This window comes from Methylobacterium sp. WL120 (assembly GCF_008039465.1).
Lineage (GTDB): Bacteria > Pseudomonadota > Alphaproteobacteria > Rhizobiales > Beijerinckiaceae > Methylobacterium > Methylobacterium cerastii.
Genome location: NZ_VRUT01000068.1, coordinates 1 through 25,350 on the forward strand (window position 1 = coordinate 1; position 25,350 = coordinate 25,350).

24 protein-coding genes and 2 pseudogenes are annotated in these 25,350 nt (G+C 65.7%); 10 read left to right on the forward strand and 16 right to left on the reverse strand.

The window, feature by feature from the left end:
• Positions 1-182: 182 nt before the first annotated feature.
• A pseudogene (locus tag FV229_RS14045) lies at positions 183-605 on the reverse strand (PAS domain-containing protein); the annotation flags it as partial.
• A 10-nt stretch (positions 606-615) separates the two neighbouring features.
• The gene (locus tag FV229_RS14050) at positions 616-1,413 is read right to left on the reverse strand and encodes an alpha/beta hydrolase (RefSeq protein ID WP_147752579.1); all 798 of its coding nucleotides are present in this window, start codon (positions 1,411-1,413) and stop codon (positions 616-618) included.
• A 518-nt stretch (positions 1,414-1,931) separates the two neighbouring features.
• Between FV229_RS14050 and FV229_RS14055 the strand changes: the two genes are divergently transcribed.
• Positions 1,932-2,875, forward strand: a protein-coding gene (locus FV229_RS14055; RefSeq protein WP_147752580.1) for an IS630 family transposase whose coding sequence is annotated in 2 segments (ribosomal slippage) — positions 1,932-2,268 and positions 2,268-2,875 — 945 coding nt in all. Because the reading frame shifts where the segments join, the coding sequence is not laid out codon by codon here.
• A gap of 61 nt (positions 2,876-2,936) precedes the next feature.
• Here the strand turns inward: FV229_RS14055 and FV229_RS14060 are convergent.
• On the reverse strand, positions 2,937-3,515 hold the full coding sequence (locus FV229_RS14060) for a carboxymuconolactone decarboxylase family protein (protein WP_147752596.1): 579 nt from the start codon (positions 3,513-3,515) through the stop codon (positions 2,937-2,939).
• Entirely contained in the window at positions 3,515-4,735 is a 1,221-nt protein-coding gene (locus FV229_RS14065) for a YbfB/YjiJ family MFS transporter (RefSeq protein WP_187275149.1), read from the reverse strand. Before FV229_RS14065 ends, FV229_RS14060 begins: the two co-directional genes overlap by 1 nt.
• A gap of 77 nt (positions 4,736-4,812) precedes the next feature.
• Here FV229_RS14065 and FV229_RS14070 point away from each other — a divergent pair, with 77 nt between their 5' ends.
• Entirely contained in the window at positions 4,813-5,688 is an 876-nt protein-coding gene (locus FV229_RS14070) for a LysR family transcriptional regulator (RefSeq protein WP_187275150.1), read from the forward strand.
• A gap of 269 nt (positions 5,689-5,957) precedes the next feature.
• Here FV229_RS14070 and FV229_RS14075 read toward each other — a convergent pair whose 3' ends face one another.
• Positions 5,958-9,131, reverse strand: coding sequence for an efflux RND transporter permease subunit (locus FV229_RS14075; RefSeq protein WP_056093215.1), 3,174 nt, complete (start codon positions 9,129-9,131; stop codon positions 5,958-5,960).
• Positions 9,132-9,189: 58 nt separating this feature from the next.
• Positions 9,190-10,359, reverse strand: a complete 1,170-nt coding sequence (locus FV229_RS14080; protein ID WP_147752582.1) for an efflux RND transporter periplasmic adaptor subunit — start codon at positions 10,357-10,359, stop codon at positions 9,190-9,192.
• A gap of 145 nt (positions 10,360-10,504) precedes the next feature.
• Between FV229_RS14080 and FV229_RS14085 the strand changes: the two genes are divergently transcribed.
• Positions 10,505-11,038, forward strand: coding sequence for a TetR/AcrR family transcriptional regulator (locus tag FV229_RS14085; protein WP_056093220.1), 534 nt, complete (start codon positions 10,505-10,507; stop codon positions 11,036-11,038).
• 213 nt (positions 11,039-11,251) lie between these two features.
• Here FV229_RS14085 and FV229_RS14090 read toward each other — a convergent pair whose 3' ends face one another.
• Entirely contained in the window at positions 11,252-12,739 is a 1,488-nt protein-coding gene (locus FV229_RS14090) for a PLP-dependent aminotransferase family protein (RefSeq protein WP_187275151.1), read from the reverse strand.
• A gap of 239 nt (positions 12,740-12,978) precedes the next feature.
• Between FV229_RS14090 and FV229_RS14095 the strand changes: the two genes are divergently transcribed.
• On the forward strand, positions 12,979-15,141 hold the full coding sequence (locus FV229_RS14095) for a molybdopterin oxidoreductase family protein (protein ID WP_147752584.1): 2,163 nt from the start codon (positions 12,979-12,981) through the stop codon (positions 15,139-15,141).
• 296 nt (positions 15,142-15,437) lie between these two features.
• Here FV229_RS14095 and FV229_RS14100 read toward each other — a convergent pair whose 3' ends face one another.
• On the reverse strand, positions 15,438-15,650 hold the full coding sequence (locus tag FV229_RS14100; RefSeq protein ID WP_147752585.1) for a DUF4287 domain-containing protein: 213 nt from the start codon (positions 15,648-15,650) through the stop codon (positions 15,438-15,440).
• Positions 15,651-15,903: 253 nt separating this feature from the next.
• The gene (locus FV229_RS14105; protein WP_147752586.1) at positions 15,904-16,818 is read right to left on the reverse strand and encodes a LysR family transcriptional regulator; all 915 of its coding nucleotides are present in this window, start codon (positions 16,816-16,818) and stop codon (positions 15,904-15,906) included.
• Between the two features lie 124 nt (positions 16,819-16,942).
• Here FV229_RS14105 and FV229_RS14110 point away from each other — a divergent pair, with 124 nt between their 5' ends.
• The 5 genes from FV229_RS14110 (at position 16,943) to FV229_RS14130 (ending at position 20,274) form a co-directional block, all read left to right on the forward strand.
• Positions 16,943-17,653, forward strand: coding sequence for an SDR family oxidoreductase (locus tag FV229_RS14110; protein WP_147752587.1), 711 nt, complete (start codon positions 16,943-16,945; stop codon positions 17,651-17,653).
• 10 nt (positions 17,654-17,663) lie between these two features.
• On the forward strand, positions 17,664-18,065 hold the full coding sequence (locus tag FV229_RS14115) for a VOC family protein (protein WP_147752588.1): 402 nt from the start codon (positions 17,664-17,666) through the stop codon (positions 18,063-18,065).
• The gene (locus tag FV229_RS14120) at positions 18,062-18,592 is read left to right on the forward strand and encodes an ester cyclase (RefSeq protein ID WP_018042912.1); all 531 of its coding nucleotides are present in this window, start codon (positions 18,062-18,064) and stop codon (positions 18,590-18,592) included. Before FV229_RS14115 ends, FV229_RS14120 begins: the two co-directional genes overlap by 4 nt.
• A 47-nt stretch (positions 18,593-18,639) precedes the next feature.
• A complete protein-coding gene (locus FV229_RS14125; RefSeq protein ID WP_246688193.1) occupies positions 18,640-19,764 on the forward strand; it encodes a major royal jelly family protein in 1,125 nt (374 codons plus the stop codon).
• 84 nt (positions 19,765-19,848) lie between these two features.
• Positions 19,849-20,274 carry a cupin domain-containing protein gene (locus FV229_RS14130; RefSeq protein WP_147752589.1) on the forward strand — a complete coding sequence of 142 codons (426 nt, stop codon included), beginning with the start codon at positions 19,849-19,851 and terminating at the stop codon, positions 20,272-20,274.
• 351 nt (positions 20,275-20,625) lie between these two features.
• Here FV229_RS14130 and FV229_RS14135 read toward each other — a convergent pair whose 3' ends face one another.
• Together FV229_RS14135 and FV229_RS14140 are read right to left on the reverse strand one after the other, a co-directional pair.
• Positions 20,626-20,838: a 4-oxalocrotonate tautomerase family protein gene (locus tag FV229_RS14135; protein WP_147752590.1), complete on the reverse strand. Its 213-nt coding sequence runs from the start codon at positions 20,836-20,838 to the stop codon at positions 20,626-20,628.
• Between the two features lie 61 nt (positions 20,839-20,899).
• Entirely contained in the window at positions 20,900-21,670 is a 771-nt protein-coding gene (locus tag FV229_RS14140; RefSeq protein ID WP_147752591.1) for an SDR family oxidoreductase, read from the reverse strand.
• Between the two features lie 102 nt (positions 21,671-21,772).
• Between FV229_RS14140 and FV229_RS14145 the strand changes: the two genes are divergently transcribed.
• The gene (locus FV229_RS14145; protein ID WP_147752592.1) at positions 21,773-22,222 is read left to right on the forward strand and encodes a helix-turn-helix domain-containing protein; all 450 of its coding nucleotides are present in this window, start codon (positions 21,773-21,775) and stop codon (positions 22,220-22,222) included.
• A 187-nt stretch (positions 22,223-22,409) separates the two neighbouring features.
• Here FV229_RS14145 and FV229_RS14150 read toward each other — a convergent pair whose 3' ends face one another.
• The 5 genes and pseudogenes from FV229_RS14150 to FV229_RS27430 form a co-directional block, all read right to left on the reverse strand.
• The gene (locus FV229_RS14150; protein WP_147752593.1) at positions 22,410-22,892 is read right to left on the reverse strand and encodes a VOC family protein; all 483 of its coding nucleotides are present in this window, start codon (positions 22,890-22,892) and stop codon (positions 22,410-22,412) included.
• A 31-nt stretch (positions 22,893-22,923) separates the two neighbouring features.
• A complete protein-coding gene (locus FV229_RS14155) occupies positions 22,924-23,754 on the reverse strand; it encodes a DUF3658 domain-containing protein (protein WP_147752594.1) in 831 nt (276 codons plus the stop codon).
• Positions 23,755-23,786: 32 nt separating this feature from the next.
• On the reverse strand, positions 23,787-24,104 hold the full coding sequence (locus tag FV229_RS14160) for a hypothetical protein (protein ID WP_147752595.1): 318 nt from the start codon (positions 24,102-24,104) through the stop codon (positions 23,787-23,789).
• 94 nt (positions 24,105-24,198) lie between these two features.
• Positions 24,199-25,116 (reverse strand): alpha/beta hydrolase, encoded by a 918-nt coding sequence (locus FV229_RS14165; RefSeq protein ID WP_147752599.1) that lies wholly within the window; start codon positions 25,114-25,116, stop codon positions 24,199-24,201.
• Positions 25,116-25,350: pseudogene (locus FV229_RS27430) on the reverse strand (hypothetical protein); the annotation flags it as partial. The pseudogene FV229_RS27430 and the gene FV229_RS14165, both read right to left, overlap by 1 nt.

A 25,350-nucleotide genomic window follows, 5' to 3' on the forward strand; every position in this document is an offset into this window, starting at 1 on the left:
TTCATGCCAGCCTTCTCCGCTTGGCCGGCTGCGCTCGCCAGACCAGCTCCGCCGGCCAAGCTACCCGTGGCGGAGCGGCCCACCGTGCACTAACTTTACCCTTGGACCACCTCGTGGGGGCCGATCACGGCGATCCGAGCCTCAAGCGTCAGGTTAAGGTCCTGCAGCGCGTCCGAGGCCTGATCTGCCATGCGCCGGGCTTCGAGGAGATCGCGCTCGTAGCGCCTTCGGTCGGAGGCGTTGAACACCGTGATCCGGATGAACCGGAGCTCGCCGGCTTCGTCCCGACGGACCACGGCGTTGACCAGGACCGGCAGCGCCGTCCCGTCCGCGCGCACGAGGTCGAGCGCGACCTCGTTGAAGAACCCCTGCATCCGCAGCAAAGGCTCGAAGTGGGTCTCGTAGAAGATCTTGCCGGCGATGTTCAGGAGGTCGAGGAAGCGACGCCCGACGAGTTGTTCGGCCGTGTGTCCCGACCAGTCCGCGAGCGTCCGGTTGACCCTCGACAAGCGTCCGTTCGGCAAGGCCGAGGCGTAGCCGCAGGGTGCGTTCTCGAACAGGTCTTCGAGATCGTCCGCCTCCTGCGCCCGGAGGATAGGCGTCACCTCGCGCACGTCATCTGCCCCGGAGGAACGCCTCGATGGCTGCGGTCGTCGCCTCCGGCGCGCTGAGGTTGGGGCAATGCCCGGTCGCGTCGAGCAACACGAGTTCGCTGCCCGGGAGGTGGCGGTGCACGTATTCGCCGACCTCCCGGGGGGCGATCACGTCCTCCGAGCATTGGAGGACCAGGCAGCGCGCCGTGACGCCCTCCAGGTCGGCCCGGTTGTCTGCCAGGAAGGTCGTCCGGGCGAAGCGCTTGGCGATCTCCGGGTCGGTGCGGCAGAAACTGTTGGTGAGCTCCTCTCCGAGTTCCGGGCGGTCCGTGTTGCCCATGATGGTCGGCGCCATCGCCTGCGACCACCCCATGTGGTTGCTGTCGAGGAATTCGAGGAGCTCGTCGATCTGCGGTCGGGTAAAGCCGCCGACGTAGTCGCCGTCGTCGACGTACCGAGGAGAGGGACAGACGAGGACCAGGCTCTCGAATAGCTCGGGTGCTTTCTTCGAGGCGAGGATGCCGACCATGGCGCTCACCGAATGCCCAACGAAGATGCCGCGCTCCACGCCGAGGGCGCGGGAGAGCTCTACGACGTCGTCGGCATAGCCTTCGAGCGAGGCGTATTTGGCCGGGTCGTAGGCTGAGAGGTCCGAGCCGCCTGCGCCGACATGGTCGAACAGGATTGTGCGGTAGCGGACCTCGAAGGCAGGTGCCACCCACCGCCACATGTTCTGATCGCACCCGAAGCCGTGGGCGAAAACCATGGCGGTGTCACCCGACCCGGTCTGTTTGGTGTTGTGGCGCTCGATGACCGACAAACCGCGTCCCCCCTGCCTTTCTATCATCTAGCAGTTTTGAACCAGGGGTCGATCGGCTCGGTGACGCTGCGCGGCATCGTGAAGGGCTGCTCAACCCTCGGTTCCGGGCGTGCTGCAGTCCAAAGCACCCCGGCCGCTCCCGGCCCGTTTGGGCTGCGAGGTTCCGATGCACCCAACATCCTGCAAGCAGGCGTTTCTTGCTTAAGCAAAGGGTCGTGACCGGTCTCCGCGGCTATGTCCCCTTCGATGCATCCGCCGTCCGGAAGCGGACGGGCAGAAATCCACCCGACCCGGTCGTCGAACGGACGGGCGGGTCCCGACCCAAGCCAGCCGTACGACAAGCAGTCGGCGCTTCCCGAAAGCGGCCGCTGGTCGGACGTCCGGCAACTTCGGCTCAGGGTGGGAAGCGGCGGCTCGATAGTCGCTAGAGCGTTTTCGGGCTGCGCTGAATCGCATGGGTTGGGTTCACGCGAAGCTGTTGGACTGATTCACTGATCGCTCCGGAGAAGGAGCGAAGCATGGGCCGACCCTACAGCCAGGACCTGCGCGAGCGGGTGGTGGAAGCCGCTGCGACGACCTCGCGCCGCCAGGCGGCCGCGCGCTTTGGGGTCGGCATCGCCACCTCGATCCGCTGGATGGCCGCGCTCGCGACGACGGGGACGGTGGCGGCCCGTCCGCAAGGGCGGGCGCGCCGCTCGAAGCTCGACCCGCACGAGGCGTTCCTGCGTGCGCTGATCGATGCGAAGGCCGACGTCACCCTGGAGGAGATGCGCGCCCGGCTGCGGGACGAGCACGATCTCACGGTCGGACTGGGCACGCTGTGGAGCTTCCTCGACGCACGCGACCTCACGTACAAAAAAAGACAGCGCACGCCACCGAGCAGGAACGCCCGGACGTGAAGGCGGCGCGCGAAGCGTGGTTTGCGGGTCAGCCCGACCTCGACCCTGCGCGCCTGGTTTTCCTTGACGAGACCTGGACCGCTACCAACATGGCCCGCCTGCGCGGACGCTCACCGCGTGGCGAGCGGCTGCGCTCTCCCATCCCGCACGGCCATTGGAAGACCACCACCCTGGTGGCGGGTCTGCGCCTGTCCAGGATCGCTGCGCCGTTCGTGCTCGGCGGGCCGATCAACCGCGACGCCTTCCAGGCCTACGTCGATCAGGTCCTGGTGCCCGAACTCACCCCCGGCGACATCGTCGTCATGGACAACCTCGGCAGCCACAAGGGACCGGCCGTGCGGGCGGCGATCGAGGCGGCAGGCGCGCGGCTCCTGTTCCTCCCGCCCTACAGCCCGGATTTCAACCCCATCGAGATGGCCTTCTCGAAGCTGAAGGCACTGCTGCGCAAGGCGGCCGAACGCACCGTCGAGGGACTATGGTCGACCATCGAACGCCTCGTCGACACCGTCACGCCCCACGAGTGCGCAAATTTCTTCGCAGCCGCTGGATACGAACCAGATTAAACCGAAAATGCGCTAGGCAAACGTCCGGATTGAAGGCCGCAGAGGACGAAGCAGACCCGTATTATTGAGGCCCCGGCGTGCGGGCGACGTTCATCAGCCAACACACCATCACGAAGTAGCCAACCAACGTCAGCAACTCGACCGTGATCGCCTCACCCCACGTGCTGAGAGCTGCGGCATACGTTTCATCACTTACACGATGCCGACGGACGAGTTCGCTGGCTACAGCATGCGCTAGGACTAGATCGACCCGGAGGTCGGCTGGGAGCGGTGCACCGCGCTCAACCGCCGCCAACGCAGCCGGCGGCACACCGGCTGCTCCCGCGAGCGGCAGGTGCATGTCCCACTCAAACACGTTGGACAGCTCCCGCGACACAACGCATATCGTCCACTCACGCAACGCGCCGTCGAGGGTCCCGGCATAGCGCAGGGTCTCCCCGACCTTGGCGACCGCTTGGAGTAACGACGGACGGTGCAGCAGTGGGCGGAACGGACCGTAGACCCCCCGGCGAGGACCGTTGATTAACTCTTCGGCAGCGGCCTGCTGCTCTGCATCGAGCGTGGCTGGTGGCCCAAGGCGTTCGGGAAGTCCGGCCTCAGGAAAGGACGGTGTAGCGGTGGCGGAACGGTTGGGAAGCATCAGACGGGCCTCAGGCTTTTGAGGGAAGTTTTGGTGCTGCACCAGAGCCATAGTGCCGTCAGCACTAGCAGCAGCGTAGCGAGAGCGCCCGTCCACCTGAGCGCATCCCAGCCGGCCCAGCGGTCGGAACCGAGCGCGCGGACGAGCAGTGGGCCAGCGATCTGTCCGGCGGCGAACGCAGCGGTCATTCGCGCAATGAGCGGGGTCGGATTGTCCGGCTGCGCCTCGCGGGCGAGCTGCAAGCCGGCCATGGTCGCGACCATGAACGTGCCGCCGACCAAGACCGCTGAGGCCGCGACAGCCCAGAGAGCTTGGACGAATAGCGGCAGGGCGGTGCCGAGCGCCATGACGCCCTGTGACAGAGCCCACAGTCGTTGACGGGATGTGCTTGGCAGCCAGCGGGCCACGGCCGCGACCGACAGAGCGGCGGCGAAGCCGAACAAGGGCCAAGTCAACCCGAACACTAGGGGATCGGGAGCTAGTTCGCGCGCCATGGCCGGCAGGAACGTGGCCGGCACGATGTAGCCGAACCCGAACGTTCCGTAGCAGAGAACCAGAGCCAACTGCCCGCCCCCTCGCGTCGGAGCGATTGCTGTAGCCTCGCGTTCTTCGATCTCGGCCGGGGTCGTGCTTTGCCCCCGTGACAGCGTCCAAACCAGCACCGCTCCGGCACTGGCGATGAGCCCCAGTTCAAGCCAAAGCCAGTCCGCCCGCTGGCGTCCGCCGAGCCAAGCCATCACACCGGCTATCGCAATGCCGAGACCGACACCCGTGTAAATCCACGCGCCCAGTTGCCCGGCCCGACGCCGGGCAAGTTCGGCCAGGCACCAGCTGCTCGCGCACACCAGCCCCCAGGCGCTGAACACACCAGCTGCCCCGCGCAGCATGACCCCGAGCAGGGTGGTGGGAACGGCATCAACTGCCACCATCGCCAGGGTCGTGAGAGCGACACCGATCAGGCTCAGCAGCAGACCGCGACGCGGGTTGCCGCTGAACCACGAGGCGGTCAGGGCACCCACGAAGTACCCAGCATAGTTCGCTGCTGCCCATTCCGTACCGGTGGCAGCGTCCAGCGTACCGTCACGGATCATCAGCGGCATCAGCGGCGTAAAGGCAAAACGGCCGACCCCCATCGCCATTGCAAGTGCGACGAGTCCGCTGGCGACCACGGGCCGGGTCGCGGGACTGGGCTGGGCGGGAGAGGAGTGTTTCGTGTTCATTGGATGGTCCGATTGAACACCTTTCCCACTTCTTGGAAAATGAATTATCGTGACGTATCGTTCTCTGCATGAGAACTATGAATCTGAACGACCTACACATCTTCCGCAGCGTCGTTCGCGAAGGCGGTATCACGCGGGCCGCACACCAGCTGCACCGGGTCCCCTCCAACGTCACCACCCGGATCAAACAGTTCGAGGAGCGGCTTGGGGTAGCTCTGTTCCGACGCGAAGGGCGTAGCCTGACCCTCACTGATGCCGGACGTACCCTGCTCGGGCATGCCGATAAGCTGTTGCAGTTGGCCGACCTAGCCGAACAGGAACTGCGCAGTGGTATCGTGCGCGGCGTGCTCCGGCTTGGATCCTTAGAAAGCGCGGCCGGTGCACGGCTGCCGCCGATCCTGTCGGCTTTTCATGCGCAGAACCCCAACGTGACCATCGAACTGCAAACCGGTACGACCCGCGCGATGCTGCGCCAGCTGGAGCTGTTTGAGGTCGAAGCGGCCTTCGTGTCCGAACCATTCGAGCGGGGAAATCTATCCTCGATGCCGGCCTTTGACGAGGAACTGGTGCTGATTACCGCCCGAGGGGTGCCGACAGTCCGCCACGCTGTCGAGTTGGGTGGGCGGACTGTTGTGGCGTTTCCCCATGGCTGTTCCTACCGTCAGCGCCTCATCGAGTGGCTGACGGAAGGAGGCGCATCACCTCAGCGTGTTCTGGAGATGAGTTCGTATCACGCCATCGTGGCGTGCGTGGCTGCTGGGACAGGGGCAGCGATCGTGCCGGCGGAAGTGCTGGATCATGCAGTGCTGAGCACGGCCGTCGAGCGCCATTCGCTGCCGCCTCACCTGCGCATCAACCGCACGCATCTCGTCTGGCCCGGAGCGGCCAGTGAGCCATTGCAAGCCCTCATCGCGCTGCTGCCCAGCGCACGTGTCGATGAACGGGTAGCATAGAAAAGATTCCAGATTGCCCTGAACACGAGTGCTTTACAGAGACTATGGACCCGCTACTGGTAAAGCGTACGTTCCGCTTCCCAATTGACCCGGTCGTAGAACGGACGGACGGGTCTCGACCCAACCCGGTCTCTACTCCTTCGTCGGGACTAGTCGGAAAGCGGTCGGTCGTTGTGCTGTGCGTTCTGGTTTGTAGCCGAGCTGCTTGGGGAGCGCGAAAGTAGGGTTCGATGATTGCCGGAGGCAAACCTCCGGCAATCCGTCACTCATTATCGAACACCGCGCGTCATATCGATGTTCGAGGGCAAGCTCATCGTTTCATCGGCCGCACGCGGAGACGTGGCTCTTGGCCTGCCGCGGAAGGCAGAGGCAATCAGCACGTAGAACAGCGGGGTGACGAACACGGCCAGCACCGTCGCCGTGATCATGCCGCCAAGCACCCCGGTGCCGATGGCCCGCTGGCTGTTCATACTCGCGCCCGTGGCGACGGCCAGCGGTACCACGCCGAGGATGAAAGCGAACGACGTCATGACGATGGGCCGGAAACGCAGCTCACAGGCTTCGAGGGCCGCCTCGCGCACGGGCCGCCCCTGTGCCACGAGTTCCTTGGCCACCTCGATGATCAGAATCGCGTTCTTCGCCGTCAGGCCGATCACCGTGATCAAGCCGACCTTGAAGTAGACGTCGTTCGGCATGTCACGAAGCAGCATTGCGAAGACCGCACCGACCACGCCGGTCGGCACCACAAGCAAGACGGCGAGCGGGATCGACCAGCTCTCGTAGAGCGCGGCGAGGCAGAGGAAGACACAGAATAACGCCAGGGCGAGCAGGTACACGGCCTGAGAGCCAGAGAGCTTCTCCTGCAGGGATTGCCCGGTCCAGGCATAGTCGAAGCCCGCGGGCAGTTGCCCGGCAAGGCGCTCCATCTCGGCCATGGCGTCGCCGCTGGCGAAGCCGGGGGCGGCGCTGCCCGAGATCTTGATACTCGGATAGCCGTTGAACCCGACCACCTGTGCGGGACCCATGGTCCACGCGATGCTGGCAAAGGATTGCAGCGGCACCATCTGGCCCTTCGCATTGCGGACATGCAGGTCGAGCAGATCCTCGGCCTTCATCCGGCGCCCGGCTTCCGCCTGCACTATCACCCGCTGCATGCGGGCCTGATTCGGGAAGTCGTTGACGTAGGCCGAGCCGAGGCTCGTCGAGAGCGCGTCGTTGATGTCGGCGAAGGTGACGCCAAGCGCGCTCGCCTTCTGCCGGTCGAGGGAGAGCTCGATCTGCGGCGCCGTGGGTAGGCCCTCGACGTAGACGCCCGCAAGGACCGGGCTCTGGCTCGCCGCCTTCAGCAGCTGGTCGCGTGCAGCCGCTAGCGCGGCATAGCCCTGCTGCGCCTTGTCCTGCAGGCGGAAGGCGAAGCCGCTCGAATTGCCGAGTGCCTCGATAGCCGGCGGTGACAGCGCCATGGCGATGGCGTCGGGCAGGCCGCCGAGCACCGCGTTGGCGCGGGCGCTGATCGCCCCGGCCCCGTCCTTCGGTCCACGCTCCTTCCAGTCCTTCAACGTGACAAAGGTGATGGCCGCGTTCTGGCCCTGGCCCGAAAAGCCAAAACCCAGCAGCGTGACGCGCGCCGCTACGGCCGGTTCGGCTTCGAAGTGTTCCTCGATGCGCTCAGCCACGTCGAGCGTGCGGCCGGTGGCCGATTCCGGCGGGGTCTGCGCGTCGACGATGACGTAGCCTTGGTCCTCGATGGGTAGGAAGCTCGACGGCATGCGCACGTATCCCCAGCCGAGCGCCGCGACGAGTGCGGCGTAGACGAGGAGCGAGCGCACCGGCCGCCGCAGCATCCCGGCGACGCCCGCCCGGTAGGCCAGCGTGCCGGAGTGGAAGCGGCGATTGAACCAGCCGAAGAACCCACCCTTATTAGCATGGCCATGGCCGGCCTCGACGGGCTTCAACAGGGTCGCGCAGAGGGCGGGCGTGAGCGACAGGGCCAGGAAAGCCGAGAAGGCAATGGAGGTTGCCATGCTGACCGCGAACTGCCGATAGATCACCCCGACCGAGCCGGGAAAGAAGGCGAGCGGCACGAACACGGCAATCAGCACGGAGGTGATGCCGATGATCGCGCCGGTGATCTGCCCCATGGCCTTGCGGGTGGCCTCCCTCGGGGAGAGGCCTTCCTCGCTCATGATGCGCTCGACATTCTCGACAACCACGATGGCGTCGTCGACCAGGATGCCGATGGCCAGGACCATGCCGAACATCGTCAGGACGTTGATGGAGAAGCCGGCCGCCAGCAGCGCGCCGCAGGTGCCCAAGAGTGCCACCGGAACCACGATGGTCGGGATGACGGTGTAGCGCACGTTCTGCAGGAACAGGAACATCACCGCGAAGACGAGCGCCATCGCTTCAGCAAGGGTCATTAGCACTTTCCTGATCGACACTTCGACGAAGGGCGTGGTGTCGTAGGGTACCGTGACGCTGACATTCGCGGGCAGCGTGCGCTGGAGCTGGGCGATCTTGTCTTTTACCCCGGTCGCGGCGGCGAGCGCGTTGCCGCCGGGTGCGAGCTGGATGCCGATGCCGGCGGCCGGGCGACCGTCGAGGCGGGTCTGCATCGTGTAGGACTGGCCCGCGAGCTCGACCTCGGCCACGTCGCGCAGGCGCACCAGCGAGCCATCCGGGTTGGCGCGCAGGACGATCTCCTCGAACTCGGCGACCGTCGTCAGCTGCCCCTTCACCAGCACGCTGGCGGCGATGCGCTGACCTTGTTTGGCAGGCTGGGCGCCGACGAGACCGGAGGCCACCTGGGCGTTCTGTGCGCCCACCGCCGTCGTCACATCGCCGGGCGTCATGTTGAAGCCGACGAGCTTCATCGGGTCGATCCAGATGCGCAGCGCCTTCTCGGACGAGAACAGGATGGCGCGGCCGACGCCCGGCACGCGACGCAATTCGCCCAGGATGCGCCGGGCGGCGAGGTCGCCGAGATCACTCTCGCTCAGGGAACCGTCGCGCGAGCTCACGACGACGAACTGGAGGAAGCTAGTGCTGGCCTCCTCGACGATGACGCCCTGCTGCGTCACGGCCCGCGGCAGGCGCGCCTCGATCCGCTTGATCCGGTTCTGGACCGCGACCGTGGACTTCGAGGGATCGGAGCCCGGCGCGAAGGAAGCCATGATCTGCGCCTGGCCCGAGGTGTCGCTGGTAGACTCAAAATACATCAGCCCCGGGATGCCGTTGAGCTCCTCCTCAATGATGCGGGTCACGCCGTCGTAGAGACGCTCGGGCGGGGCACCCGGGTAGACGGCGGTCACCTGGATCGTAACGGGGGCCACGTCCGGGTACTGCGAGACGGGCAGGAAGGCGATGGAGATCGCGCCCACCAGCATGATGAAGATGGAGATCGCCCAGGCGAAGATCGGGCGTTCGATGAAGAAGCGGGTCATGGGAATGCGCCTGCGCGAGCGGAATACCGGGACGGCACCGCGGCTGTTGGGACGGGGATCAGGACTTGCGGGATGCCTCGGTTGACCAGGCACCCTTCCAGGGGACCGGGTTCACCGGCATCCCGGGCTGGATCTTCTGGAAGCCCTCGACGACGACGACCTCGTCGGCCTTCAGCCCCTCCTCCACGATCCATCCCGCACCCGTCAGGGCGCCGGTGCGGAGCGGCCGCAGCGCGGTCTTTCCGTCCACGACGACATAGGCCTGCGCCCCCCCGGCGCTGCTGCGCTGGATGGCCTGGGCGGGGACGACGACCGCGCCGGGAATCGTTCCCTGCCGAACCTGGATGCGGACATAGGTGCCCGGCAACAGGGCGACACGGGCGTTCGGGAAGGTGGCACGCAGACTGACCTGACCGGTGCCCGGGTCGACGCTGACGTCGGTGAACAGGAGCCGGCCGGCATCGGGGTGCAGGGACCCGTTGGGAAGAACGAGCCGCACCTCCGCCGCTTCCTTCTCGGCTGCCTGTTCAACGAGCAGGCTCGGGTCCGAGGCGGCCGCGTTGAAGTCGGCGTAGATGGGATCGACCTGTTGGATGAGCGCGAGCTTGGTCGCTTCCGCCTGGCCCACCAGTGCCCCCTCGGTCACCAGGGCCCGCCCGATGCGGCCGCCGATGGGGGCACGCACGGTGGCGTAGTCCAGGTCGATCCTGGCGCGCGCAAGCTGGGCCTTCGCGCTCGCGACGTCCGCCTCGGCTTGGCGCAAGGTTGCGATGGCGATGTCGTGTTGGGCGGTGCTGGCGGCCTGCTTCTCCAGAAGGGTCTTGGTGCGCTCCGACTGGCGCAACGCCTGGGTCCGCGTCGCCTCCGCGCGCGCCACGCCTGCCGTCCTGGCATCGACCTCGGCCTTGTAGACGGCCGGGTCGATGCGGAAGAGGACATCCCCCTTCCTGACAAGGCTGCCTTCCTCGAAGGCGCGCTCCTGGATAATCCCGGAGACCTGGGCCCTCACCTCGGCCACCCGCGTCGATGCTAAGCGCCCCGGCAGGTCGAGGGTGCGCGGCACCGTGGCCGCCGCCGCCACGACGGTCGAGACATCCATGGGCGACATCTCGGCGGCAGGTGCGGCCGGATTGCTCGCCTCCGGCTTGCAGCCGGTTAGGGTCATCGCCATGAGAAAAGGCAAGACGAGCCGGACGATGACCGGACGCCGATGATCAGGCCGTCTCATATTGTGGCATACCTCAGGTAGGAACGGGTCGTGGATGGCGTCGGATCGCGCTCGGACTGGTCTTGCGGTTCCGCGACTTCCTGGTTGGCATCGCACACCGCCGCGTTTAAATCCATACGTATGGAATGAAAAAGGGAATGGCTGAATGGGTCGCGCAAGGACCATCGACCGCGACCGGGTATTGGATGTCGCGGAGCAGATCGTCAGCCGGGACGGGGCCACGGCCTTGACCTTCGACGCCGTGGCGAAAGCCTCGGGCATCACCAAGGGGGGGGTACAGTACTGCTTCGGCACCAAGGACGATCTGATCGCCGCTATGGTGGAGCGCTGGTTGGCAAGATTTGACGCCGAGGTCGCACGGAGCACCCCGCCGGATGCTGACAACGTCGCGCGCGCGCGCGGTTACGTCGTGGCATCCAAGCGGATCGATGAAGCTACCCAGACCAAGATGGCCGGGATGCTCGTGACGCTGCTGCAGTCGCCCGGGTACCTGCACCGCGCCCGCACTTGGTACGCGGAATGGATTGGTATGTTCGACCCTGGCTCGGCGTCCGAGAGCCGCGCGAGGACGGCCTTTCTCGCTGCAGAGGGCGCCTTCTACCTACGCAGCCTCAACCTCATCGAATTGGACCAAGCTGGGTGGGATGACGTCTTCGACGACATACTCAAGCTCGTCTGAGCGGCATTTTCGAAGCTCGACGCGCCAGACTTTCCTTGCCGAACACACCTTCGCGACGGTCCAGCTCAAATTGCGAACGGAAAGGGGGCTGGAATGCGGAGTCCTGTCGTACCGTATGGTCTACTTCGATCGGAGCATCGCCCAAGAACGGACAGACAAAAATCGACCCAACTGCGCCCAAAAAGCCATCTCGTCGGGTGCTTTGAAGCAGACCTAACCCGTGCCTTCGTCGCGGTCTGCTTGCCCAAGCAATATCCGCTGCAACTGGCCGACCGCTGTCTCGATCTGCGTTTCGTTGAGCGATGAGTATCCAAAGACCAACATGTCATCTCGTGCCCCGGGGTCAAAATAATAGGCGGCTCCGCTTGAAAGGGCATAGACCCCGATGCCCTGCTCGCGTGCGAGGTGCTGAATCTGCCGTGCGGGCGGATAACCGGACGGGAGGCGCCAGACCAGATGCAAGCCACTCTCGCCGCCGAGTACGACGGCCCCGTCGAACGTCCTGCGCAGTGCTCCAATCAGAGAGTCACGGCGCGCCTTGTAGACCTGCCTCAGGCGGCGCAGGTGCCGGTCGAAGTGCCCCTCATCGATGAAGGCGGCGAGCGCGGCCTGTTCCAGCCAGGCCTGACCGTTGCTCATACGTGCCTTCAGCATCCGCGCCTCGTCCCAGAACATGCGCGGAACCGTGGCGAAGCCGATGCGAAGGCCTGCGCCAACGGACTTCGAGAACGTCCCGACGTAGAAGACGCGCCGGCCTCCGTCGAGACCGGCCAGGGCCGTCAGCGGCGGCCCGTCGTACCGGAAGTCGCTGTCGTAATCGTCCTCGACGATGTAGCTGTCGGTCTCCTCCGCCCATCGCAGCAGGGCCAGGCGCCGCGCCAGCGGCATGGTGGCCCCGGTGGGGAACTGGTGCGAGGGCGTGACGTAGAGCAGGCTGCCCTTGGCCGGCGGCAGGAGGTCGGTTCGCAGACCCTCGCCGTCGACCGGCACCGGATGGATCTCCATGTCGGCGTTCCTGAAGATCAGCGAGGCTCCGAGGTAGCAGGGGTTCTCGATGCAGAGCTGCCGGGTATGTCCCTTAAGCAGGTTGAACACGAGGTTGAGGGCATCCTGCCCGCCCGTGGTCACGATGACCTGATCCTCGGTCACCGCCACCGCTCTGGCCCGACGTAGGTGCGTGCTGATCGCCGTGCGCAACTCCGGGAGGCCGGCCGGATCGCAGTAATCGGTTAGGTATGTCGTCTCCCGCGCCAGGAGCCGCATCACGATCCGGCGCCAGATGGCCAGCGGGAACCCGGCCGGATCGGACCGCCCGACCCAGAAGTCGAGTTCGGGCCGGTCGCCGCCACCGCCCGGCGAGCCGGCGAAGCAAAGCAGCGCCTCGCTCGACGCGTCCAGCACCGGGCCGTTCGTGAGCGACCGACTGCCCTGTTGTATCAACAAAAGGCTGTCAGGGGGGATCGGCTCGACGAACAATCCGGCCGTGCCGCGGGCCCTGACGTAACCCTCAGCGGCAAGGCGTTCGTAGGCCAGCATCACGGTGTTGCGGGACACTCGAAGCCGCTCGGCCAGCAGGCGGCTCGGAGGCAGAGCCATGCCGGCCTTGATCTGCCCATCGAGGATGATCTCCCGAACCTGGTCGAACACCTGCGCCTGAAGAGGTTTATCGGACCGGGCGTCCAGTGTGAGCGTCAGTTCCACACGTTCCCTCCTGCTGGGCGTCGGCCCTTCGACGCGGCGTACCCCATCCAAGCGGCGTCGTGCTCGGTTTCAGGAACTCCCGGAAACCCGCGACAAAACGGTTGGTACCATGACGAGGCATTCTTTTGGCCCTTCCACCGGACCAAAATTTGGAATTGTTAGCACTAGAGTGCATTCTGATGACGCACCGGGCCGGCCCGCCAGAAAAATAAGGCGAGACGCTCGGCCGTGGAGGAAACATGAACGAGATCGTCAAGCCGGACTCCCTGCTCGTCGCCCAGGCCGAGAGCCTGACCGAGACCTTCTTCGGCGGGTGTCCGCACGATTGCCCCGACACCTGCTCGATGATCTTCGAGGTCAAGGACGGGGAGCTGCTCGGCGTGCGCGGCAACCCGGATCACCCGATGACCCGGGGCGGCCTCTGCGTGAAGCTGAAGGACTACGAGAAGCGCCACTACCACCCTGACCGCCTGCTCTACCCGATGAAGCGGGTCGGGCCGAAGGGCTCCAAACATTTCGAGCGCATCACCTGGGACGAGGCGCTGGACACCATCGTCACCCGCTGGAAGGCGATCATCGACAGTCACGGCCCGCAGGCCATCGCGCCCTACAGCTACCTCGGCAACCAGGGCCTCGTGCACGGGCTGAACGGCGGCGACGCCTTCTTCAACCGCATGGGCGCCACGGTCATGGAGCGGACCTTCTGCGGCGAGGGCTCCTGCACCGCGTGGCTGCTGACGGTCGGCCCGACGGCCGGGCTCGACCCTGACAGCTACATCCACTCCAAGTACATCGTGATCTGGGCGTGCAACTCGGTCAGCACCAACCTGCACCACTGGGCCATCGTCAAGGACGCCCAGAAGAAGGGCGCTAAGGTCGTCGTCATCGACACCTACGCCTCGCGCACGGCGAAGGCCGCCGACTGGCACATCGCGCCGAAGCCCGGCACCGACGGCGCGCTCGCCATGGCGCTGATCAACTCGATCATCGAACAGGGGCTCGTCGATCAGGACTACGTCGACAACCACACGGTCGGCTTCGAGGAGCTGAAGGAGCGGGCGAGCACCCGCACGCCGGAATGGGCCGCCGCGATCACCGGCGTTTCCGCCGACGACATCCGCACGCTCGCCCGCGAGATGGCGACCGAGCAGCCGGTGGGCATCCGCATGGGAGTGGCGCTGGAGCGGCACTACGGCGGCGGCCAGACCATCAGGGCAGTGTCGTCCATCCCGGCGCTGACCGGCGCCTGGCGCCACGTCGGCGGCGGCGTCACCCAGTTCGGCGTGTGGGAGCACCCCTACAAGTTCGACGTGATGTGCCGGCCCGACCTGATCCCGGAGGGCACCCGCGTCGTCTCGAACCTCCAGATCGGGCGCGCGCTTACCGGCGAGCTGAAGCTCGACCCGCCGATCCTGTCGATGATGTGCTGGAACTCGAACCCCGTCACGCAGGCGCCCGAGACCGACAAGATCGTGGAAGGGCTGATGCGCGAGGACCTGTTCATGGTCTCGGCCGAGCACTTCATCTCCGACACGGCGTCCTACGCCGACATCCTGCTCCCGGCCACGATGGGCGCGGAGATGGAGGACATGATCCTGTCCTGGGGCCACCTTTATCTCACCTACAACACCAAGTGCGCCGACGCGCCCGGCGAGGCGATCCCGAACAACGAGATCTTCCGCCTGCTCGCCGCCCGGCTCGGCTTCGAGGAAGAGAACTTCAAGTGGACCGACACGGAGTGCCTGGAGCACTACGTCGATTGGAACGCCCCGGCCTGCGAGGGCATCGACCTCCAGTACATGCGCGAGCACGGCTTCGCCCGCCTGAAGGTCGGCACGCCGGACGACCGGGCGCCCCACCGCGAGGGCAACTTCCCGACGCCGACCGGCAAGTGCATGCTCAAGGTCGAGGGCGCCACGAACTTCGTCGCGCCACCGTTCCGGCAGATGTACGAGGGCTTCCAGCCCGGCGAGGCGCTTGATCCGCTGCCCGACTACCTGGGCCCGCGGGAATCCCACGCCAACGACCCGGAACTCGCCAAGCGCTTCCCGCTCAACATCGTCTCGCCGAAGAGCCACTACTTCCTGAACTCCTGCTACGCGAACATGGAAGACAAGCAGAAGGGTCAAGGCGAGCAGTTCGTGATGATCAGCCAACACGACGCCGACGCCCGCGGCATCCGGGATGGTGACCGCGTGCAGGTCGCCAATGACCGCGGCGCCTTCAAGGGCGTAGCGCGCATCACCGAGGACGTGAAGGCCGGCATCGTGGTGGCGACGCTGGGCTACTGGCGTCAGCTCAACGAGGGTACGGTCAACAGCATCTCGTCGGGCGCCTTCACCGACATGGGCCACGCTCCGTCGTTCTCGGACAACCTTGTCGAGGTTGCTCGGGCGAACTGAGGTCAACGATTGGCTGAGCAACAAACAGGCGTCCTACGGGACGCTTGTCCCTGGTCACCGGGTTCTTTGGTCAGCCTGCGCCGAGAACGCATTGTGAGAGCCCCCGGGTCTTCGTCGAAAGCACAGCCAGGTGTCCGCTTCTTCCACCCTTACGCCCGAAAGCGGACCGGCAAAAATCCACCCAACCCAGCCTCTCAGACCGCCGCCGGCACTTTTCCAAAGCTGCCATTCGTCAGGCGTGAGGCAACTACCGCTCGGAGTGGAGAGCAGCCACTCCCGGCTTGCTGTAAGGTTGCCTACCCTTTTCCCGCGGACAGCACGTGGGCAACGATGGCGTTGGCGTGGCCATGTCCCATCCCGTGCTCGCCCTTCAACATTGACACGAGGTCCATGTGCTTTGCGGGAAGCCGATCGCGGACAAGCTGCTGCCATTCGTTGATGGGGCGGCCGTACTTTTTCTCGATGGACGGGAAGTACGAAGCTGGCCCTTTGACGGGTTCGGTGGACACAGGTGGCCGTCCTTCTAGCTCATTGGTAGGCGCCAGCTTCGAGGCAAATCGTACGGGCTGCAACTCACCGGACAGCACCATGAGTGGACCCGCATCCGCAATGGTGGAAAGCCGACGTAGCTGTTCGATTGCTCGGTGGCAGCGCATCTGGGACGCCTCGGTGCCCGTACGGTGCATGGGTGGCTCAGGTCAGGCTCGTCCGCAGAGGACGTGGCCCCTGCCTTACTGAAGACGTCGGAGGCTTGATGGTCACTTAGGTCGGCATGACTGCCGATGCGTTCCCAGGATCCGCCAGTTCGACGACCATCGCATCGATGAACACCCTCGCTCTGGTCGACAGCGAATGGCCGGACGCGAACAGGGCGTAGACCGGCGATGGCGCGCTCGCATAGTCCGGGAGCACCCGCTCCAACCGGTTCGCGGCGAGGTCAGAGGCGAGGTCCAGAGCGGACTTCAGCATGATGCCTGCCCCTGCAAGAGCCCAATCGTGCACCGCGTCGCCGCTGTCCGAGCGAAGGCGCATCCTAAGACGGAACTCCGTCTCGACGCCTCCCGGACCAAGCAAGCGCCACGGCGTCGTCGCATCGCCGTAGCTCAAGCCTTCCAGGCCGATGAGGTCTTCAGGCTTCGACGGGCGTCCATGCCGGTCGAGGTAGGCGGGCGCCGCGACCAGGATGCGCCGATTGTCGGCTAGCCGACGCATGATCATCGTGCTGTCGCGCGGGGGCCCGATGCGGATTGCCACCTCGATGCGCTCGCCGATGAGGTCGGTAACGCGGTCGTCGAGCCTCAGGTCGACGTCAAGCCGGGGATGCCGTGCCGCGAGGCGGCCCAGGACCGGTGCGACGTGCCGCCGCCCGAACGAGACCGGCGCGCCGACCCGCAGCAATCCCATCGGCTCGTCACGCCCGGTCGCGAGGCGCTCCTCGGCGGATTCGATGGCGTCCAGCGCCCGTTCCACCTGAACGAGTAGGGTCTGGCCCTCGTCCGTTATCGACAGGCTCCGCGTGGAGCGTTGGATCAATCTCACACCGGCCCTGCGTTCGAGCGTCGTCAAGCGCTTGCTCACGACAGCCAGCCCGACCCCGAGATCGCGCGCCGCCGCCGTTAGGCTGCCGAGCGCCGCGATGCGACGGAAGGTGCGTAGCTCGTTCAGATCGTCAAGCATCGACACTCAACCCTCGTGCAAGAATGACTCAACTGTAATCCGGCTTATCAGTCGAAAAGCAAGAGTTAGGTTGTGTTGACGAACGGGGTCGCTTCCCCGGCACAACTGAGAGGAGACTGATGCCATGCCTCTGGACCTGAACGGACGGAAGGTCCTCGTCGTCGGCGCCGCCGGCGGGATCGGCTTGGCCACTGCGCAGCTCTTCACGCGGAACGGTGCGCGCGTCGTCGCAGCGGGCCGTCCAGGCACGAAGCTCAACGAGGCCGCTCGGACTGCAGAGGTGGAGGCGGCCGCGCTCGATTTCACTGACGAGGCTGCGATTGAAGCCTTTTTCGGCGGTCGGGAGCCTTTCGATCATGTGGTGGTCGCCGCGGCCACCACGAGGACCGGATCGGTCGCCGAGCTCCCGCTGGCGGACGCCAGGTCGGCGATGGATTCAAAGTTCTGGGGCGCCTACCGCATCGCCCGGTCCGCAAAGATCGTCGAGGGCGGCTCGCTGACCTTCGTGTCCGGCTACCTCAGCCAACGTCCCGGTCCCGCCGCCGTGCTGCAGGGGGCGATCAACGCCGCGCTTGATGCCCTCGCCCGCGGCCTGGCCTTGGAGCGGGCGCCGGTCCGGTTCAACACGGTGTCGCCGGGGCTCGTGGATACGCCGCTCTATGCGCGGATGGATAAGGCCGACCGGCAGGCGATGTTCGAGCGCCGCGCTGCGCAGCTGCCTGCACGCCGGATCGGGCATCCCGACGACATCGCCCAGGCCATCCTGTTCGTGGCCACGAACCCCTATGCCACCGGCTCGACCGTCACCGTCGACGGCGGCGGCACCATCGCGTGAAGGGCCGCCGATGCGCCTCGACCACGCCACGCTCCGCACCCGCGACCTGGATGGCCACCGTCGCTTCTTCACGGATGTCTTCGACCTGAGCGAGGGCTTCCGCCCGGCCTTCGGCTTTCCCGGGCACTGGCTCTACGCGGACGGGGAACCAATCGTGCACCTCATTCCAGCGCGAGCCGGCGTGCCAGTTCCGGACGGGTCGGCCGAGTGCATCGACCACGTCGCCTTCCTCCGCGACGACCATGACGCCTTCCGCCGGCGCCTCGACGACCGTGGCATCCCCTACAGCCGGATGGAGCTCCCCGAGATCGGCGAACGCCGCATCTTCCTGCACGCCCCGGGCGGCACGCTGATCGAGGTCGCCTTCCGCGACAGTGAACCGACAGAAATGAGCCAGGAGCTCAACCGATGATCCCGTCGCTTCGTTTCGCCACCATGGCCGTCGTGCTGGCGACCACCCCCGCCGCCGCAGAGACGCTCGTCTCGCCAGGCGTGCTTGTCGTCGATCCCGGCCAAGCGTCGCAACAGCGCGAGGCCGTAGTGCTGGCAGCCCGGCGATACGCCACTTTCTGGAACACCGGCGACCCGGCCTACGCCCGGGCGGCGCTGTCCGAGGACTTTGTGGACGAGACGCCGCCGCCCGGGCGGGTGCAAGGTCCGACCGGACCGCTCCTGGCCTCGGAAGGTTTTCGAAAGGCTGTTCCGGACCTCACCTGCGAGGTCGAACAGATGATCGTGGCGGGCGACCGGGCCGTGCTGCACCTGCGTTTGCGCGGTCATTTCACCGGCACATTCGAGGGTCGCCAGGGCCGGGGCGAGCCGGTGGCGTTCATCGCCACCGATATCTACCGCGTCGTTGACGGTCGCATCGCAGCCAACTGGCACATCGAGGACAACCTTACCCTGCTTCGGCAGCTTGGCACCGTTCCATCTCCATAAGCCTAAGCGCCACCTCGCCAGGACTGCAGACCATCGGGAAACGCATCATGACCGTCCCTCGTCGTAACATCGTCGCGAGCCTTACCCTGTGTTTCCTGGCGGGAGCATTCTCACTGCCCGGCTCCACTCGTTCGTTTGCGGAAGAGGATCCCCGCCTCGTCACGGCGATGACCCTCGACACACCATCGACCGGGGTTAGCATCGCCCCCGATGGGCGCCGTTTCCTCGTGCTCGCGCGGCTCGACGGCTCGGCTGGTCCGCAGATCGTGGAGTGGAAGGACGGCATCCTCGTCCCATATCCGGACGTGACGTGGAACGGCTGGGCGAAGGGCCAGGACCCGTCCAAGGCCTTCGTGCGCGTCAACGCCCAGCGTATCGGGCCCGACGGGGCCCTGTGGCTGGTCGATACCGGCGCCCCCGGCATCGGAAACCCCGTCCTGCCCGGCGGCCCGAAGCTCATCCGCATCGACCTCGCGACGAACCAAACCACACGCGTCTATCTGCTGGGCCCGGTGACGAAGGCGGACAGCTTCGTCGACGATGTCCGCTTCAACGGCGGCCATGCCTATCTCACCGATGCCGGCGCGCCCGGTCTGATCGTACTGGACCTTGCATTGGGCCAGGCACGACGCGTCCTAGACGGCGATCCATCGACCGTGAGCGACCGAGCGGTCTCGGCCGAAGGGCGTCCGATGCACGGCCCGGATGGTAAGCCGCTCCACATTCACGCCGACCAGATCGAGGTCTCCCCCGACGGGCGATGGGTCTACTACCAGCCGAGCTCGGGCCGGATGTCGCGCATCGATACCCGCTATCTCGATGATACGGACTTGGATGCGGCGAGCCTCGCCACCCATGTCGAGCGCTTCGCCGATACGCCTTCGACCGGCGGGACCGCCATCGATGCCGAGGGCAACATCTACGTCAGCGACACCGACCAACTCTCCGTGCTGAGGCTCACGCCCAACGGAACCCGCACAACAGTGGTGCGGGACCCTCGCCTCGTCTGGGTCGATGCGATGTGGATCGACGCTGACGGGCGTTTGTGGATGCCGGCGGCGCAACTGAATCGAATGGCCCCTTTCAACGGCGGCGCTGACCGGGTGGCGAAGCCATTGAGGGTATTCACCCTCGACATCGGTGCAAAGCCTGCCCCCAACGACCATCGCTGATCCGAGGCAGCGACCGGGGTTGGCCAGCGCTGTTATGAGGTGGGTGCCGAACCGCGCCCCAACGATCATCGCTCAGGAGCGAACATGTCGGACTCGACAAAGACCGGACGTTTCGACCTCGCGGCTATCGCGGCCGCGCTCCCCGAGACTGCGCAGACGCTTCTCGTCGACACTTATCTGACCGACCGCGAGGCGGCGAGCGCTCGGGTTTTCCGCGTCTATCGCCCCACGCCGCCGCATTACCACGCTACCTGCGACGAGTACCTCTACGTGCTGTCGGGGCGCGGCACATTCTGGATGGGTGATGCCGGAAGGGAGGCAGAGTTCGGGCCGGGAGAACTCCTATTTTTCGAACGTGGTACCGTTCACGCCCTGCCGACACTCATGGAGGAACCTGTGGTTTTCCTCTCGGTCGATACGCCGCGTCGCCCACCTTCCGATATCGTCTTCGTCGATCCCGCCGACGGGTCGCCCGAGACCTTCATGGCCCGCAATACTCCAACGCGATGAGCGTCATCTCTTACCCGCCGAGCGGCTTCAGGCGCGCAATCTGATAAACACTATGTAGTCTTAATCGAAAGCTCGTTGAAATCTGTGGTCATATGTTAAGTGGATTTTGAGCGGTCTTCGAGGTTATGTCCGCTTGATACATCCACCGTCTGGAAGCGGACTGATGGAAATCCACCCAATCATATCGTAAGAGAATCTGTGCATCCTCGGAAGCAGCCGTAGAAAATGTGTCTTATAAGACGGGAGGCTGGCCGACGAATTATATTGATCTTATACATAAAGTGATTTTGTAATAGTTTCACTAATGTCGATTTTAGGGGGCCGCCAATCCTGTCGGCGGCCCACCTGCGATCAGTCCTTCGCGCGATATGCATCCGGTATGACGAACACTTCATCAGCTCGGGCGTAGCCGCCATCCTTGACCTCTTCGATCAAGACCATGGTATGTGTTCGAACCGCTTCGCTGAAGTAATCGACGAACAAGTTGGTCACCTTATGGACGATCTCTTCCTTCTGTGTGCGGCTGAGCGCCGCCTCCGGGACCTTGATGTTAGCAAACGGCATCAGCCTTCTCCACGGTGGGTGAGTTGAACGGCGGCGTAGCAGGCGTGCTGGCCCAACAGCCTCAGCGCTGATTCTCGCGTGCCTTGCGGGCGGCATCGTTCAAGGTCGTCACAGCCTCGTCGAAGCGGTGCTCGGCTTCGGCGTTGCGCTGGAAGGCGACGCGCTGCACGAGGATCTCACGCGGGGTCCGCTGCTGCTGGAACAGAGCCATTACCTCATCGATGAAGTCGGCCAGCGGCAGGTAGCCTTCGCGGGTGGCCTGGCCGGGTGTTAGATCGGTCTGAACCGCCGGGGGTACCAGTTCGATCACTTCGATCCTGTCCTTCAGGACCTCTCTTAGCGATACAGTGTAGCTATGAATGGCTGCCTTCGTCGCCGAGTAGGTCGGTGTCGCCGTCAGGGGAACGAAGGCCAGTCCGGAGGACACGTTGATCAGTGCCGCACCGGGGCGGCCGAGCAGATGCTCGATCAGGGCGTCCGTCAGCCGGATAGGGCCGAGCAGGTTGGCGGTGATCGTCGCTTCTGCGTCTGAGAGGTCGCGCGCCTGATCCAGCGCCTCGAAGCGCATGATCCCGGCGTTGTTGATCACCACGTTCAGGGCCGGGTGCTCGGCCACGACCCGCTGCGCGAACCCGGCGATGTCTCCGGCATCCGCGATGTCGAGCGGCATCGCGTGCATGCCCGGGCGGCCGCTGGTGACCCGTTCCAGTGCCTCCACGCGGCGACCGACGACGATGACGGTGTTGCCTAGATCGTGAAAGCGATGTGCAAGAGCCTCCCCGATCCCGGAGCCGCCTCCGGTGATGAGGATGGTGTTGCCTGAGAAGTTCATGAAGGCGACCTTCGTTGTTGTCGCCGAAGAAATTATCGATCACGCTCTCCAGACTGAAGTAGGCACCGAAAAGATTGGTACTTACCGAAAGGAGAGCGTCGGATGCGTAGGGCTACCCCAGACCCCATGATCGAGGCACGACGGAGGGGGCCGATCCCGAAGGACGTCGATCCGACGATCGAGGTGCTGGTGAACGACATCATCGCCAAGGTGGCCGACAAGTGGACTATGCTGATCCTTGAGGCTCTAGACGAGCATGGCACCCTACGGTTCACGCAACTCGGCAAGGCGGTGGGTCGAATCAGCCAAAAGATGCTGACGCAGACGGTTCGGCAGATGGAGCGGGATGGTCTTGTGCGACGTACCGTGCATCCGGTGATCCCGCCGCACGTGGATTACACGCTGACGCCACTCGGCGAGAGCTTGGGGGCAGCGTTCTGTGGTGTGTGGATCTGGGCTGAGACCCACCACGCAGAGATCGAGCGCGCCCGTCGGGCGTTTGCAGCGGCGGGTGAAGCGTCCGATGTGTCCGCTTGCATCGAAATACGGTGATGGCCGAGAGCTGTTATAAGCTTTTGCAGACCCTGACCCTTCTCTGGAGGCGGACCTGCCGCATCCGACCCAATGCGGATGCCTATCAGCCCTCAAAGGGATCTCGGAACTCGGAAGCGGACATGGATTTGGCTCAGGACCGACCATGCGGTGCCTTAACGAAGACCAAAACGGCTCGACCTATATCCTAAGTCAAAGTCGCGTGGCGCCCCGCGGGCGGCGGCTGCATGAATTCGATGGTGGAACCGTCCGGACCGACGGCATAGACCACCCGCGTTCCGGCCCGTTCGCCTGTGGGGATCGGCTGCGGTATGCCCTGGGCCTTCCAGCCATGGCCCACAATGCGGGACAAGACCGCGTCGAGATCGTCGACGATCAGGGCAAGATGTGCAGAGCCCGGATCGAACGGCGCGGGCGCCGCCGCAGGTGGGCTCGTTCCCCGATACTCAAGCAGTTCGACAGCTTGCCCCCCGAGCGACACCACTGCCATGCGCACCCGCGCGCCGTGGGCACCCGTGACCTGCCCCAGGAACTCGCCGCCCATGTCGCCGGTCCGCAACAGACGTGCGCCCAACCCCTCCACCCAAAAGCGGAGCGCCTCGTCGAGGGAGGCGACGGCGAACCCCACGTGGTCGGCGCGGCGGACGTTGAGGCTTGAGGTATCGATCATTCCTATCATCCTATCGAGGGCACCGACTTGATCAGCCCGGGATCCTGTCCGGATGCGGACGAATGGCCGGAAGGCGAACCTCGTAGTCGCGCATCCCTGGCCCGGCGCCCCTGACGTCGAGGGCACCCTCGGCGCCGAGTGCCAGCACGCGGCCGAACAGGACAACGTCGCCGACGCCCTGGCCCGGTGGGTCGACCTCGAAGGACAGGTGATGCAACGCCCGCCCGATTAACCCGGCGACGATCTCCCATTCCGGCCTGCCCTGCGCGACGAGGGCGGCATCGAAGTGCGTCAACGGCGCCGACACCAGGCATCCGTCCCGCACGATGCGGAGCGGCGCATTCTCGGCCCGCAACCGTGCCCATGTCGCTGACGCCGCGTGGGCCTCGGCTTCTGAGTAGGGGCGTCGTCTCTCCCTCAGGCCGGAGGTGACGATGTCCTCGGGCCGCATCAGGCCGAGAGACCACGGCGATCGCACGCCGTCCCGGGTGACGAAGTCCAGACCGGTCGCATCGACGATGTCGAACGGACGCACGGCCATGCGGAAGGCGAACTCCAGGAAGCAGGCGTGCTCCCCGGCGTCGGTCAGACAGACCCAATAAACCGGATACACGTCGGCCGTGGTCGCTTCGGCCCAAGGCTCCTCGGGCTCGCGCCAGTCATCGTCGGGAGCGCACCGCAGGACGGTTCTGACCCACGCCTGGCGCGTGTCCGGGTCCGGCGGATCGATGGGGCCATGGCTCAGGGTAGCGGGAAGCGCGACCACGCGTTCCGTACACCCTTCCATACGAAGGGCGTCGCGGATCGCATCCGCCCTGGAGATGCCGTAAGCCACGTGAACGGTCTCGATCGCGCAGGTCATCCCAGGTCCTCCGTCATCATCGACCGGCATGCTCAAGGCTTCAGTTCGGGACAGAGGCGGTAGCCTTCGGCTGCACTGTTCGTCAGGTCGGTGAAGGCCGTTGGACCGTCGACGCGAACGGTCGAACGCTCGGTCGCCCGGGGGAGATCCGGTCCGCCGTATTGCCGGCAGGACTGCTCGATCTCGAACACGTTTCCTTGCCGGGACACGACGCGGGGCCGGCAGTCGTTCGACTTGGAACTGCCGATGCCTGCGCCGTCGTAAGTCCGCAGGGCGACGTTCGGGGGATCCTTGCAGTCCGTGCCGACCGTCACGTAGGCCCCGTGGCGGAGCGGCAAGGTGTCGGCCATCGCCGGCCCGGCGAGCAGGGCCAGGACGCATGCGGATACGGGTCGCGATCGCGTCGGGTTCACGGTCTTTCCCATGATCGGTGGTCGTCGGATGTCAGGCCGGAGCGCCGACCGTTCGCAGCCAGGCCTCGTACCTGCCCGGCCATTGCGCGCTCGGCGTGCCTGGCCGGCCCATCCCGAAGCCGTGGCCGCCGCTGACGAGCGTATGCGCCTCCACGCGGACACCGGCGCGTTCGCACGCCTGCACCATGATCCGGCTGTTCGCGATGTCGGAGATCGGATCGTCCGCCGCCTGAGTCAGGAAGACCGGCGGACAACGGGACCGGACATGGGTCTCGACCGACCATTCCGCGCTCTCGCTCGGCGTCGGGTGGCGACCGACCAGTTGGACGCGCGTCGAGGTGTGGTCGTAGGGCGGTTCCAAGGTGATGATCGGGTAGATCAGGGCCGCGGCGGACGGGCGTGCGGGCAGGTCGTCAGCTGCATCGATCGGGCGATACGATGCGAAGGCCGATCGCGTTGCGGCGAGACCCACCAGGTGGCCGCCGGCCGAGAAGCCCAGGATGCCGATCCGATCCGGATCGACGCCGTACGCCCCGGCCCGCGACCGGATCAGGCGCAGGGCGCGCTGCGCGTCCTGCAGCGGGGCCAATGGTCCGTCGGCCCAGCCCTCCCGGGGCAGGCGGTAGCTCAGAACGAACGCAGTGATGCCCCGCGCGGCGAGCCAGCGGGCGGCCGGACGCGCTTCCTTCTCCATCTCGATGCGCTTGTAGCCGCCACCGGCGGCGACCAGCATCGCCGTGCCGGTCGGCCGGGAAGGCACGAACACCTCCAGGCCGGGAACGGCGATGTTGCTGACCGCCCCCTTCCCGTCGACCTCGGGCGACCCGTCGGGTCCGCCCCCACCCGGAGGTTCGCCGGGCCACAGCCGAAGGGACGCGGTTCCGGCGGTGGCTCGGCCCGCCGCGAGCACGGCGGCGGTGCCGAGAACCAGCGAGCGTCGGTCGATGATCATGGCCGTGCCGTCCCGGAGGTTTGAGGAGGCTCGGTCGATACGGCACGCGGGCTACCGAACAGGTGGTGCAAATAGCCGAAGTAGACCGGTTGTTTCTGCCGAAGCTCCTCACGTGTGAAGGGCTCGCGCGCCAGCCGACCGTGCAGGTAAACGCTCGCGGTCATCGCGAAGAACTCGCCCGGGTTCTTCAGGACATAGGCGCCCGCCGAGTAGAACCCGCCCTCCCTGGCC

Coding starts and splice junctions, on each gene's coding strand:
- FV229_RS14060 (WP_147752596.1), bottom strand. CDS start 3,515: ATGCTTCCCAACCGTTCCGCCACCGCTACACCGTCCTTTCCTGAGGCC.
- FV229_RS14065 (WP_187275149.1), bottom strand. CDS start 4,735: ATGAACACGAAACACTCCTCTCCCGCCCAGCCCAGTCCCGCGACCCGG.
- FV229_RS14070 (WP_187275150.1), top strand. CDS start 4,813: ATGAATCTGAACGACCTACACATCTTCCGCAGCGTCGTTCGCGAAGGC.
- FV229_RS14075 (WP_056093215.1), bottom strand. CDS start 9,131: ATGACCCGCTTCTTCATCGAACGCCCGATCTTCGCCTGGGCGATCTCC.
- FV229_RS14080 (WP_147752582.1), bottom strand. CDS start 10,359: ATGAGACGGCCTGATCATCGGCGTCCGGTCATCGTCCGGCTCGTCTTG.
- FV229_RS14085 (WP_056093220.1), top strand. CDS start 10,505: ATGGGTCGCGCAAGGACCATCGACCGCGACCGGGTATTGGATGTCGCG.
- FV229_RS14095 (WP_147752584.1), top strand. CDS start 12,979: ATGAACGAGATCGTCAAGCCGGACTCCCTGCTCGTCGCCCAGGCCGAG.
- FV229_RS14105 (WP_147752586.1), bottom strand. CDS start 16,818: ATGCTTGACGATCTGAACGAGCTACGCACCTTCCGTCGCATCGCGGCG.
- FV229_RS14110 (WP_147752587.1), top strand. CDS start 16,943: ATGCCTCTGGACCTGAACGGACGGAAGGTCCTCGTCGTCGGCGCCGCC.
- FV229_RS14115 (WP_147752588.1), top strand. CDS start 17,664: ATGCGCCTCGACCACGCCACGCTCCGCACCCGCGACCTGGATGGCCAC.
- FV229_RS14120 (WP_018042912.1), top strand. CDS start 18,062: ATGATCCCGTCGCTTCGTTTCGCCACCATGGCCGTCGTGCTGGCGACC.
- FV229_RS14125 (WP_246688193.1), top strand. CDS start 18,640: ATGACCGTCCCTCGTCGTAACATCGTCGCGAGCCTTACCCTGTGTTTC.
- FV229_RS14130 (WP_147752589.1), top strand. CDS start 19,849: ATGTCGGACTCGACAAAGACCGGACGTTTCGACCTCGCGGCTATCGCG.
- FV229_RS14135 (WP_147752590.1), bottom strand. CDS start 20,838: ATGCCGTTTGCTAACATCAAGGTCCCGGAGGCGGCGCTCAGCCGCACA.
- FV229_RS14140 (WP_147752591.1), bottom strand. CDS start 21,670: ATGAACTTCTCAGGCAACACCATCCTCATCACCGGAGGCGGCTCCGGG.
- FV229_RS14145 (WP_147752592.1), top strand. CDS start 21,773: ATGCGTAGGGCTACCCCAGACCCCATGATCGAGGCACGACGGAGGGGG.
- FV229_RS14150 (WP_147752593.1), bottom strand. CDS start 22,892: ATGATCGATACCTCAAGCCTCAACGTCCGCCGCGCCGACCACGTGGGG.
- FV229_RS14155 (WP_147752594.1), bottom strand. CDS start 23,754: ATGACCTGCGCGATCGAGACCGTTCACGTGGCTTACGGCATCTCCAGG.
- FV229_RS14160 (WP_147752595.1), bottom strand. CDS start 24,104: ATGGCCGACACCTTGCCGCTCCGCCACGGGGCCTACGTGACGGTCGGC.